Raw genomic sequence first — 12,071 nt, 5'->3', positions numbered from 1 at the left:
GAGACGATGACGATCGACGGCGCCCATGAGGCAACAAGAAAGAGGGTACCAATGACTGACATCGATCCGAAGCTGGCGGGCATTGTCGCGCACTTCGCGCTCGACGGCGACGTGGAGAGCATCACCGCCTACGGCGATGGCCACATCAACGTCACCTATCTGGTGGTCACCGACAAGGAACGTTACATCCTGCAGCGGATGAACACCGACATCTTCCCGGACACCGTGCACCTCATGCGCAACATCGAGCTCGTCACCGCCTACCTGCGCTCCAAGGGCCAGGAGACGCTCACCATCGTCCCCACCAAGGACGGCGCGAGCTACATCGAGAACGAGGAGGTGGGCGGCGCCTGGAGGATCTACACCTTCATCGAGGGCACCAAGTCCTACAGCCTCGTGCCGAACGCGGACGTGTTCCGCGAGTCCGGCGCCGCGTTCGGCGAGTTCCAGAACTTCCTCGCCGGCTTCGACGCCTCGCAGCTGACCGAGACCATCGCCCACTTCCACGACACGCCCAGCCGTTTCAAGGACTTCAAGGCCGCGCTGGCCGAGGACAAGATGGGCCGCGCCGCCACCTGCCAGCCGGAGATCGACTTCTTCCTCGCCCACGAGGACCAGTACTCTCGCATCGTCGACGGCCTCGCCGACGGCTCCATCCCGCTGCGCGTGACCCACAACGACACCAAGCTGAACAACATCCTCATGGACGCCGAGACCGGCAAGGCCCGCGCGATCATCGACCTCGACACCATCATGCCGGGCTCCATGCTCTACGACTTCGGCGACTCCATCCGCTTCGGCGCCTCCACCGCGCTCGAGGACGAGAAGGACCTCGACAAGGTGCACTTCAGCACCGAGTACTTCCGCGCGTACGCCGAGGGCTTCATCGGCGCCGTGCGCGAGAGCATCGCGCCGCGCGAGGCCGAGCTGTTCGCCTTCGCCGGCAACATGATGACCATGGAGTGCGGCATGCGCTTCCTCGCCGACTACCTGGCCGGCGACACCTACTTCGCCACCAAGTACCCCGAGCACAACCTCGTGCGCGCCCGCACGCAGATCAAGCTCGTGCAGGAGATGGAGCAGAAGGCCGACGAGATCCAGAGCATCGTCGACGACGTGATGGAAAGGACCGCCCGCTGATGGCAGAAGAGAGCAAGACGCCGCTGGAATCCGTGTACGCGGCCATCGACGCGCTGGTCGACTACGCCGGCAAGCGCCTCGACCTTGACCCGCGCGACGCCGACTGGACCCGCAACCGCCTGTTCGAGCTGTTCTCGCTCGACTCGTACCGTCCGACCGGCGCCACCAGCGACGACGCCATGCCCGACGACCTGCTGGCCGCCTTCCGCGAGGCCGGCGTGGCGGCCGGGCTGTTCGACGCCGACGAGGGCCCGGTGTACGCCGACGTGGTCATGGGACTGTTGTCCGGCACGCCGTCGTCCATCCAGGACCGTTTCGTCGAGGTCGAGCGCGAGCACGGCGGCATGGAGGCCATGCGATGGTTCTACGACTACTGCGTGGCCAATAACTACGTCAAGAAGGCGGTGCTCGACCGCAACCCGCGCTTCGACTCGCACGGCCTGGTCATCACCATCAACCTCGCCAAGCCCGAGTTCAAGAACATGAAGAAGGCGGCGGCCGGCAACGCCGTGTCCGGCGGATACCCGTCCTGCACGATCTGCCATGAGAACGAGGGCTTCGCCGGGCGCAACAAGCGCACGCTGCGCACCGTGCCCGTCACGCTCGGCGGCGACCCGTGGTTCTGGCAGTTCTCGCCGTACGGCTACTTCTACCAGCATGGCATCTGCGTGAACGACGACCACACGCCGATGCACGTCAGCCGTTCGACGTTCGGCCACCTGCTCGACTTCGTGGACCGGTTCCCCGGATACTTCCTCGGCTGCAACGCCGCGCTGCCGCGCATCGGCGGCTCGGTGCTCGCTCACGACCACTATCAGGGCGGCGGTGAGCACCTGCCGATGCACAAGGCCGCCGCGTGGGCGACGCTGAGCCTGCCCGAATACCCGGACGCGACCGTCGAGATCCTCGACTGGCCGGGCACTGCGGTGCGAGTCGTCTCCAAGTCGCGCGACACGATCGTCGAGGTGAGCGACAAGATCCGCGAGGCGTGGATCAACTACACCAACCCCGAGCTGAACATCGTGTGCGAAGGCGAGGACGGCAAGCGCTCCGCCGTCTCCCCGAGCGTCGTCATCACCGACCGCGGCTACGAGATGAGCCTCATCTTCCGCAACAACGGCGTCAGCGAGGAGCTGCCCGAAGGCATCTTCCACGCCCACCCGGAGTTCTGGCCCGTCAAGCAGGAGCCGATCGGCCTGATCGAGGCGCAGGGCCTGTTCATCCTCCCCGGCCGCCTGGTCCGCCAGCTCGGCCTCATCGAGGACGCGCTGGCCGCAGGCGAGCCGCTGCCTGAGGGGGTCGGCGAGTTCACCCTCGAATGGGACGAACTGACCGCCAAGCTGGACGGCGAGCGTGACCGCGACGCCATCCATGCGGCCGTCCAGGACGAGCTCGGCAGCGTATGCGAGCGTATCCTCGGCAACACCGCCGTCTTCAAGGACAAGCAGCTGACGCTCGGGTTCCTCAAGGACCACGGCTTCGTGGCCGAGTGACCGACCTGACGCCCCGCCGTTCCTCCGGCGGGGCGTTTTTTCATGCCGACCTGGCGGACGGATCGAAACAGAAAAAACATGTTCGATTTTGTGAGAAACTGGTCGGTAATGTGAATATGTGATATACTGAGATTGTGTACATGGGGGAGTGCGGGCGCACTGCCGACGGCGGCCGCCCGCGCTCCCACGGATGAATGCAAGGAGAGCATCATGACGACCATTCTGGTCACCGGCGGTGCCGGGTACATCGGTTCCCACACTGACGTCGAACTGCTGAATCAGGGCTATGACGTGGTGTGCGTCGACAACTACTGCAACTCTTCGCCGAAGTCGCTCGAGCGCGTCGAGCAGATCACCGGCCGCAAGATCAAGAGCTACGAGGGCGACGTGCGTGACGAAGCCTTCATGGACAAGGTCTTCGACGAGAACCACATCGATTGGGTCATCCACTTCGCGTCCCTCAAGTCCGTCGGCGAGTCGGTCGCCAAGCCGATCGAGTACTACGACAACAACCTCAACAGCACCATCGTGCTGCTCAAGGCCATGCGCAAGCACAACGTGAAGAAGATCATCTTCTCCTCGTCCGCGACCGTGTACGGCACGCCGAAGAGCCTGCCGCTCACCGAGGAGAGCCCGACCGGCGGCACCACCAACCCGTACGGCACCACGAAGCTGTTCGAGGAGCAGATCCTGCGCGACGTGCACGTGGCCGACGACTCCTGGACCGTCGTCATCCTGCGCTACTTCAACCCGGTCGGCGCCCATGCATCCGGCCTCATCGGCGAGGACCCGAAGGGCATCCCGGCCAACCTCACCCCGTACGTCGCCAAGGTCGCCATCGGCGAGCTCAAGGCCGTGCAGGTGTTCGGCGACGACTACGACACGCCCGACGGCACCGGCGTGCGCGACTACATCCACGTCGTCGACCTTGCCAAGGGCCACGTCGCCGTCATCAACAAGATCGACGAGCCCGGCGTGTTCACCTACAACCTCGGCACCGGCCACGGCTACTCCGTGCTGCAGGTCATCAAGGCGTACGAGAAGGCCGCCGGCCATGAGATCCCGTACGAGATCAAGCCGCGCCGCGCCGGCGACATCGCCGCCTGCTACGCCGACTCCTCCAAGGCCGAGCGCGAGCTGGGCTGGAAGGCCGAGCTGGGCATCGACGACATGGCAGCGTCCTCGATGAACTGGCAGACCAAGAACCCGAACGGCTACCGCGACTAGTCGCTATAGCCTCAAACGCAAAGCCGGGGTGTGCATGCGAATCACATGCGCACCCCGGCTTTGTCAGTTTACGCGTTTCCGAGAATGTCGGCAGTCAGCGGTGGTCGGCGCGGAAGATGTCGGGCTCCACATAGATCTCGAAACGGTACCATGGCAGCGCCGAGCGCACCGACTGTTCGATCTTGTCGACCGTCTGCACGTCGAAGTCACGGTCGAGCTTCGACGTCTCGACCTTCACGCACAGCAGGATGTCATCCTCGGACATGTGCACGGTCTGCATGTTGAGCAGACGGTTCACGCCCGGCGTGGACGTGACCGCGTCGACGATCTCCTGACGGGTGACCTTGTCGACCGCCTCGCCGATGAGCAGCGACCCCGACTTGAACGCGAGCAGCAACGATCCGGCGATCAGCACCAGACCGACCAGCAGGCCGCCGACCGCATCCCACAGCTCGTCGTCCAACGCGATCGCCAGTCCGATGCCGATGCCGGCGAACGCGAGGCCGATCAGGGCGAGCGTGTCCTCCATGATCACCGACGCCAGCTCCGCCGACTTCGTCCGCCCCCAGAACCGGTACAGGCCCATATGCGGGGTGCGCGTGCGGGTCATGCGCTCGTTCGCCTCCTTGGCGCTCGAATGCAGGCCATAGCCTTCCAGACAGGCGCTGATGAGCACGACGACGAACGCGGCCAGCAGCTCCATCTGGTTCGCGTCACGCAACGCCGGATTCTCAAGGACCGCGACGATCTTCTTCACCGCCTCTGACGTGGAGAAGAAGCCGCCGACGAAGAACAGCAGCGTCGCCACGACGAACGAGGCGAGGTACTTCGCACGGTACAGGCCGAACGGATGGTCGCCGTCCGTGCGATGCCGGGAGAACCTGCCGCCGATCATGAGCACGATCTCGTTCGAGCAGTCGGCGATGGAGTGCACGGACTCCGACAGCATCGCCGACGATCCGGTGAAGACCGCCGCGCACAGTTTCGCGACGGCCACGCCGATGTTCGCCGCCAAGGCCGCCTTGACGGCGGCGCCCGCATGCTTGGCCTGCGGCGATGCGGACGCCTGCGCTGCCGTATCCGTGGATATCCCCTTCGTGTCACTCATGATGACCATCGCCCCCTGAATCGTATGGAAACACCACACATTCTAGAAAGCGGCACGACATGGACGGGCCATCGGTTTCGGCCTGCGGGCCGGCGGCGTACGCTTCAGTTACTCCTCGGCTACCAGATCGAGGTACGAGTCGTTCCACAGGTCCTCGTCGCCGTCCGGCATGAGCAGCACACGCTCCGGGTTCAACGCCTCGACCGCACCCTCATCGTGGGTGACGAGCACGATCGCGCCCTCGTATTTGGCGATCGCCTTGAGGATCTCGTCACGCGAGGCCGGATCGAGGTTGTTGGTCGGCTCGTCGAGCAGCAGCACGTTGGCGCGAGACGTGACGAGCGTGGCGAGGGCGAGACGGGTCTTCTCGCCGCCGGACAGCACGCGCGCCGGCTTGAACGCGTCATCGCCGGAGAACAGGAACGAGCCGAGGATGGAACGCGCCTGCGTGTCGTTGAGCTCCGGGGCGACATGCGTGAGATTCTCCAACACGGTCGCATCCAAGTCGAGCGTGTCATGCTCCTGCGCGAAATAGCCGATCTTGCAGCCATGCCCGTACACCACCTCGCCCGTGTCCGGCTGCTCGATATGCGCGAGCAGCCGAAGCGTCGTCGTCTTGCCGGCGCCGTTATAGCCGAGAATCACCACACGCGACCCCTTGTCGACGGCCAGGTTCACGCCGGCGAACACGATGTTCGACCCATACGCCTTCGAAATGTCCTTCGCCATGATCGGCGTCCTGCCGCACGGCGCAGGCTCCGGGAAGCGGATGTCCGCGACCTTGTCCTTCTTCTGCGCCTCCGACGTGTTCTCCAACAGCTTCTCCGCACGACGCATCATGTTCTGCGCCGCCACCGCCTTCGTGGCCTTCGCATGCAGACGGATGCCCTGCTTCATCAGCCGCTCCGCCTTCTTCTCCGCCACCTCGCGCTCGCGACGGCGACGCTCCTCATCCACGACACGCTGATGCAGATACGCCTTCCATCCAAGGGAATACATGTCGATCAGACCGGTCTGCGCATCCAGATGCCACACCTTGTTGACCACCTCATCCAACAGCTCCGTCGAATGGGAGATCACCAGGAACCCACCCTCATACCGCTTGAGGAACCCGCGCAGCCACTCGATCGAATCGGCATCCAAATGGTTCGTCGGCTCATCCAGAATCAACGTGTCCGCATCCGAGAACAGGATGCGCGCAAGCTCGATACGACGACGCTGACCACCCGACAGCGTGCCGAGCTGACGCTGCATCACATCCTGCGGCAGACCCAGGCTGTCCGCCATGGCGATCGCCTCCGACTGCGCCGCATAGCCGCCCGCCTTATCGAAATCCTGCATGGCCTTGTCATACCGGTTCATCGCCTTCGTCATCACATCCGGATCCGGATCGGTCATCTCCTTCTCCGCCTTGCGGATACGACGGATGATCGTGGCGATGTCACGCGCGCTCATCATACGGTCAAGCGCCGTCTGCTCCTGATCTGCCGCATGCGTATCCTGCGGCAGATACCCCAGCTTGCCCGAAACACGCACCTTGCCGGCCGTCGGCAGCATATCACCGGTGATGACACGGGTGAGCGTCGTCTTGCCCGCGCCGTTACGGCCCACCAGACCGATCTTGTCACCCTTGGCGACATGGAAGTCCGTAGGATGCAGGAGCGTGCGCGCGCCGATCTGAATCTCAAGTCCCTGCGCATCGATAGCCATAATGTCCCCGTCCGTCCTTCCGTCCGTAATCCCGTATGCCGGCGCATGGCCGAAAACACGCCATGCGAAGTCCAACCGACCATCATAGCGGAACCGTACCGACCGCAACGGCCACGCAACCACGCCAGTCGACGGCACCGACGCCGCGCCGCCCCAGCACCATACCGCAGGCACACGTGCGCACCAGTCATCACAGACAGCTCATCCCCGGGGACGATACCCGATGTCATACCGCTGGGCGATAGCCGAAAACCCCTGAAAACCATACGATTCATAACCATAAGAGACCCTGCCGCAGCCACCGGCGAGACACCACGGCACAACCGTCCGACCCACACAAGACCATGCGGAAAGGAACACGACGATGACCATCACGGACCACCCCTACGACCCGACCGTCGCCGGCATGCGCGAACACCCCCTGCACGACTACGCCAACCTCAACCACGCCATCGGCGACCATACCACACAAGGCCATACCGCACAGAGACACTCCACACAAGGCACACCCACACAAGGCGACATACGACGATTCGCCGACTACCGACGCGCACGCGTCACCCGCACGCTCACACGCGCGACGGCCCTGGCGCTCGCCGTCGTCGCGCTCATCGCGGGAACACTGCTCGGCCTGGGACGGTTCGCCGGATGGGGTCCGTTCGCCCCATCCTCGACATTGCCCGAAGCCGCATACTCCGCCGACCGATGGAACCTCATCGTCGTGAACCAGTGGCACCGCATCCCCGACGCATATCCCACGCCCGAGCTCGTGAAACTCGCCAACGGCGAACAGGTCGACTCGCGCATCTACCCGGACCTACAACGCATGTTCGACGACATGCGCGCGGCTGGGCTGCACCCCGAAGTCACATCCGGCTACAGGACGCACGAACGGCAGCGTCAGCTGTTCGACGAGAAACGGTTCCTGTACGAGAACGACGGCATGAGCACGGCGGCCGCGACCCAGGAAGCCAAGAAATGGGTGGCGCAGCCCGGCACCAGCGAACACGAGCTCGGCCTGGCCGTCGACATCAACAAGGTCGGCGCTCGCAGCACGCAGGACAGTGTGGCCGAGCACTCGTGGCTTGCCGCGAACGCATGGCGGTACGGGTTCATACTGCGCTACCCGAAGAACGCGACCGCGGTCACCGGCAACGACTACGAGCCGTGGCACTACCGGTACGTCGGGCAGGAGGCGGCGAAAGCCATGCGCGAATCCGGGGTGACGTTGGAGGAGTACGCCTCATGAGACCGGTCCTTGCAGGATTCGTTCATGAACCGCCCATGGGTCTTGCATGGAATCGACGGCTGAAAATGAGCGTATGACATATGCCGTTGCGCGTCGGCGCGGTATATTGGAGACATTGCTATCGGAAACGACACAGGAAAGAAGCAATCATGTCATATCCTCAGCAGCCTCAGCCGGGTCAGCCCCAGCCCGCGCCCCAGTATGCGCCGCAGATGCCGCAGCAGTCCCAGCCGGGTTACGGGTACCCTCAGCAGCCTCAGCCGGGCCAGCCTCAGCCGGGCTACGGATACCAGCCCCAGCCGGGCTATCCGCAGCAGCCGGGTTACCCGCAGCAGCCGGGTTACCCGCAGCAGCCGCAGGGCCCGAACTTCCTCGACACGATGGACGTGCGCAAGGTCACCAAGGTCTCCACGATCCTGCTGGTCGTGTTCATCGGCATCCAGACGTTCCTGACGTTCCTCGCCCTCGTCGGCGCCGCAAAGAACTCGGATTACAACTTCGGCTACCGCCTGCTGTTCGGCAACGGCCCTTGGTTTGAGCTGACCGCCATGCTGGCCGTGTGGGTCATCGGCCTGAACGCCGTCAAGCACGGCCCGTCATGGTTCAGGATGGCCTCGTTCATCGCGATGGTCGCCGCCGCCGGCCTGCGCCTGCTCGGATGGCTGGTCTTCCTGTTCTCCGACAACACCTACGGCTACTCCTCCGCGTACACGGCGATCAGCTGGATCAACTTCTTCTCGCTGCTCGGCCTGCTCGCCGGCGTGATCATCCTCATGGTCGGCTGGCTGCAGCAGCGCCAGCAGTGACGCTGTCGGCTGCCGCGTCACGCAGGTGATGCGGTGTCGCGGCGGCCGCCGTTTGTTTCTTTGGTGGGCGGGTGCGTTTCGGCGCATCCGCCTTTTCGTTTGCCGCGTCACCTACGCACGACACGCTATCGAACATGAGTTCGACAAATGTCGTGCGGTTGGGTATGGTGGTGGGCAATGGCGAGCCGCGCACCCGCAGAATCGTGGGTGAATGGGGGCGCGGTCATGACGACTACAGGTGTGCGACGGGCATACGACATGGAAAGGCGGGGATATGGCACGGCAGACTGCTGACAGGCGGGGGAGTGGCGACCTCGTGGTGGAACGTGTGATGAGCAGCGACACGTTCCTCACGCGCGAGATCCGCAAGGCTCCGATGGTGCGTTCCGATTCGTCATTGGTCGCCGACATCTCCCGCATCCCCAACGACCTCAAGATCACCATCCAAGGGGCGCGCGAACACAACCTGAAGAATGTGAACCTTGCGATTCCACGCAACCGCATGGTCGTGTTCACCGGACTGTCCGGATCGGGCAAGTCGTCGCTCGCCTTTGACACGCTGTTCGCCGAAGGGCAGCGACGCTATGTGGAGTCGCTGTCGGCGTACGCCCGCCAGTTCCTCGGCCAGATGGACAAGCCGGACGTCGACTTCATCGAAGGCCTCAGCCCGGCGGTGTCGATCGACCAGAAGACCACGAACCGCAACCCGCGCTCCACGGTCGGCACCATCACCGAGATCTACGACTACCTCAGACTGCTGTTCGCGCGCACCGGCAAGCCGCATTGCCCGGTGTGCGGCGAGCCGGTGAGCGCGCAGACGCCGCAGCAGATGGTCGACACGCTGCTACGCAACGAGGAGCGGACGCGCTTCCAGATCCTCGCCCCTGTGGTGCGCGGACGCAAAGGCGAGTTCGTGGAACTGCTCGAACAGCTGCGCGGCGACGGCTACGCCCGAGCGCTCATCGACGGGCAGATGATGCAGCTGAGCGACGACATCACGCTCACCAAGCAGAAGAAGCACACCATCGAAGTCGTCGTGGACCGGCTGGTCATCAAGGACGGCATCCGACAGCGGCTCACCGACTCCGTGGAGACAGCGCTGCGCCTGTCCGGCGGCGTCATGGTCGCCGATTTCGTGGATCGCGACGAGAAGGACCCCGAGCGCAGGCAGCCGTTCTCCGAACACCGTGCCTGCCCGAACGGACACCAGCTGCAGCTCGACGAGATCGAACCGAGGACGTTCTCGTTCAACGCGCCGTACGGCGCATGCCCCGAATGCGACGGCATCGGATACAAGCTGGAGATCGACCCGGATCTGGTCATCGCCGACGACTCGAAGTCCCTGGCGGACGGGGTGATCGAGCCATGGGGCGGCGGCAAGACGGCCACCGAGTACTACGGTCACGTGCTGCAAGGCCTGTCCGACGAGATGGGATTCTCGATGCGCACGCCATGGCGTGACCTGCCGAAGGACGTGCGTGACGCCATCCTGTACGGCCATGACTTCAAGGTCAACGTCTCATATCGCAACCGCTGGGGTCGGCTGCGCGAGTACAGCACCGGCTTCGAAGGCGTCGTGCGCACGCTCATGCGGCGGTACCACGAGACCGACTCCGACCAGATGAAGCAGTGCTACGAGTCGTACATGCGTGAGGTGCCCTGCCAGGCATGCGGCGGCAAGCGACTGCGGCCGGAGGTCCTCGCGGTCACCGTCGACGGCGAATCCATCGCCGACGTGTGCGACATGCCGGTGGAGAACGAGCTGAACTGGGTCAACGGCCTCGAGCTCGAAGGGTCGGCGGCCAAGATCGCCGGCGAAGTGCTCAAGGAGATCCGGGCCCGTCTCTGCTTCCTCAACGACGTCGGGCTTAACTATCTGACACTGTCGCGCGCCGCCAAGACGCTGTCCGGCGGCGAAGCGCAGCGCATCCGACTGGCGACGCAGATCGGTTCGGGCCTCGTCGGCGTCATGTACGTGCTCGACGAGCCGTCGATCGGCCTGCACCAGCGCGACAACGAGCGTCTGATCGAGACGCTGCACCATCTGCGTGACCTCGGCAACACGCTGATCGTCGTCGAACACGACCAGGAGACCATAGAGAAGGCCGACTGGGTGGTCGACATCGGCCCCGGTGCAGGCGAACACGGCGGCGAGGTCGTGTACTCCGGGCCGGCGAAGCGTCTGACCGAGGCTCCACGCTCCATCACCGGCGACTACATCGCCGGCCGCCGGGCCATCGAAGTGCCGCAGGCACGGCGAAAGACGCAGGCCGGCAGACGCCTGCGCGTCGTCGGCGCACGCGAGAACAACCTCAAGAACATCACCGTGGACTTCCCGCTCGGCGTCATGACCGTGGTCACTGGCGTGTCCGGGTCGGGCAAATCCACGCTGGTCAACTCGATTCTCTACCCGGTGCTCGCCGACAAGCTCAACGGCGCCCGCATCGTGCCCGGCAAGCACACGCGGATCGAAGGCGTCGACCTGTGCGACAAGGTGATCCACGTCGACCAGAACCCGATCGGGCGCACACCACGCTCCAACCCCGCCACCTACACCGGCGTGTGGGACAAGATCCGCACCCTGTTCGCCAAAACCCCGGAGGCGCAGGTGCGCGGCTATGGCCCGGGACGGTTCTCGTTCAACGTGAAGGGCGGCCGATGCGAAGCCTGCCATGGCGACGGCACGCTCAAGATCGAGATGAACTTCCTGCCCGACGTGTACGTGGAATGCGAGGAGTGCCACGGCAAACGGTACAACAGGGAGACGCTCGAGGTGAAGTACAACGGCAAGACCGTCTCCGACGTGCTCGACATGCCGATCGAGGAGGCCGCCAAGTTCTTCAAGGCGTACCCGTCCATCGCGCGCTATCTGGACACCCTCGTCCAGGTCGGGCTCGGATACATCCGGCTCGGGCAGCCAGCGCCCACCCTGTCCGGCGGTGAATCCCAGCGCGTGAAGCTCGCCACCGAGCTGCAGCGGCGATCGACCGGCAAGACCGTCTACATCCTCGACGAGCCGACCACCGGCCTGCATTTCGAGGACGTGCGCAAACTGCTGCTCGTGCTGCAGGGGCTAGTGGACAAGGGCAACACGGTCATCGTCATCGAGCACAACCTCGACGTGATCAAGTCCGCGGACTGGATCGTCGATCTCGGACCCGAAGGCGGTGACGGCGGCGGCACGGTCGTCACCGCCGGAACGCCCGAACAGGTGGCGCAATGCGCCGAATCCTGGACGGGACGGTTCCTCGGCCCGATGCTGAAGGATGCACGCTGACGGCGGGGCCTTCCTCGAAAGCTGGTGTATGTTCGGGCAGGCGCCGGCGTGTGGCATAGTC

The 12,071-nt window shown here is 64.4% G+C and carries 8 protein-coding genes; 6 read left to right on the top strand and 2 right to left on the bottom strand.

Annotated elements, in window-relative coordinates; all coding sequences use genetic code 11:
- Positions 1–51: 51 nt before the first annotated feature.
- The 3 genes from F7D09_RS03780 to galE all read left to right on the top strand — a co-directional run bounded on the left by F7D09_RS03780 (position 52) and on the right by galE (position 3,860).
- Positions 52–1,140 (top strand): phosphotransferase enzyme family protein, encoded by a 1,089-nt coding sequence (locus F7D09_RS03780; protein ID WP_152234079.1) that lies wholly within the window; start codon positions 52–54, stop codon positions 1,138–1,140.
- The gene (locus F7D09_RS03775; RefSeq protein ID WP_152234078.1) at positions 1,140–2,633 is read left to right on the top strand and encodes a UDP-glucose--hexose-1-phosphate uridylyltransferase; all 1,494 of its coding nucleotides are present in this window, start codon (positions 1,140–1,142) and stop codon (positions 2,631–2,633) included. Before F7D09_RS03780 ends, F7D09_RS03775 begins: the two co-directional genes overlap by 1 nt.
- Before the next feature lie 210 nt (positions 2,634–2,843).
- Positions 2,844–3,860: a UDP-glucose 4-epimerase GalE gene (gene galE, locus F7D09_RS03770; protein WP_152234077.1), complete on the top strand. Its 1,017-nt coding sequence runs from the start codon at positions 2,844–2,846 to the stop codon at positions 3,858–3,860.
- A gap of 94 nt (positions 3,861–3,954) precedes the next feature.
- Here galE and F7D09_RS03765 read toward each other — a convergent pair whose 3' ends face one another.
- Positions 3,955–4,968 carry a cation diffusion facilitator family transporter gene (locus F7D09_RS03765; protein WP_152234076.1) on the bottom strand — a complete coding sequence of 338 codons (1,014 nt, stop codon included), beginning with the start codon at positions 4,966–4,968 and terminating at the stop codon, positions 3,955–3,957.
- A 108-nt stretch (positions 4,969–5,076) separates the two neighbouring features.
- A complete protein-coding gene (locus F7D09_RS03760) occupies positions 5,077–6,678 on the bottom strand; it encodes an ABC-F family ATP-binding cassette domain-containing protein (RefSeq protein WP_152234075.1) in 1,602 nt (533 codons plus the stop codon).
- 364 nt (positions 6,679–7,042) lie between these two features.
- Here F7D09_RS03760 and F7D09_RS03755 point away from each other — a divergent pair, with 364 nt between their 5' ends.
- The 3 genes from F7D09_RS03755 to uvrA all read left to right on the top strand — a co-directional run bounded on the left by F7D09_RS03755 (position 7,043) and on the right by uvrA (position 12,010).
- Complete coding sequence (locus F7D09_RS03755) at positions 7,043–7,927, top strand: M15 family metallopeptidase (protein ID WP_226835924.1); 885 nt, start codon at positions 7,043–7,045, stop codon at positions 7,925–7,927.
- 149 nt (positions 7,928–8,076) lie between these two features.
- On the top strand, positions 8,077–8,733 hold the full coding sequence (locus tag F7D09_RS03750; RefSeq protein ID WP_152234074.1) for a hypothetical protein: 657 nt from the start codon (positions 8,077–8,079) through the stop codon (positions 8,731–8,733).
- A 274-nt stretch (positions 8,734–9,007) separates the two neighbouring features.
- Complete coding sequence (gene uvrA, locus F7D09_RS03745) at positions 9,008–12,010, top strand: excinuclease ABC subunit UvrA (RefSeq protein WP_193312309.1); 3,003 nt, start codon at positions 9,008–9,010, stop codon at positions 12,008–12,010.
- Positions 12,011–12,071 lie beyond the last annotated feature (61 nt).

The organism is Bifidobacterium leontopitheci (assembly GCF_009193355.1).
Lineage (GTDB): Bacteria > Actinomycetota > Actinomycetes > Actinomycetales > Bifidobacteriaceae > Bifidobacterium > Bifidobacterium leontopitheci.
Note: the sequence above shows the minus strand (reverse complement) of the source record. Positions and strands in the feature narration are given on the sequence as shown.

Excerpts from the sequence above, each read along its gene's own strand:
- F7D09_RS03780 (WP_152234079.1), top strand. The coding sequence starts at position 52 with ATGACTGACATCGATCCGAAGCTGGCGGGCATTGTCGCGCACTTCGCG.
- F7D09_RS03775 (WP_152234078.1), top strand. The coding sequence starts at position 1,140 with ATGGCAGAAGAGAGCAAGACGCCGCTGGAATCCGTGTACGCGGCCATC.
- galE (WP_152234077.1), top strand. The coding sequence starts at position 2,844 with ATGACGACCATTCTGGTCACCGGCGGTGCCGGGTACATCGGTTCCCAC.
- F7D09_RS03765 (WP_152234076.1), bottom strand. The coding sequence starts at position 4,968 with ATGAGTGACACGAAGGGGATATCCACGGATACGGCAGCGCAGGCGTCC.
- F7D09_RS03760 (WP_152234075.1), bottom strand. The coding sequence starts at position 6,678 with ATGGCTATCGATGCGCAGGGACTTGAGATTCAGATCGGCGCGCGCACG.
- F7D09_RS03755 (WP_226835924.1), top strand. The coding sequence starts at position 7,043 with ATGACCATCACGGACCACCCCTACGACCCGACCGTCGCCGGCATGCGC.
- F7D09_RS03750 (WP_152234074.1), top strand. The coding sequence starts at position 8,077 with ATGTCATATCCTCAGCAGCCTCAGCCGGGTCAGCCCCAGCCCGCGCCC.
- uvrA (WP_193312309.1), top strand. The coding sequence starts at position 9,008 with ATGGCACGGCAGACTGCTGACAGGCGGGGGAGTGGCGACCTCGTGGTG.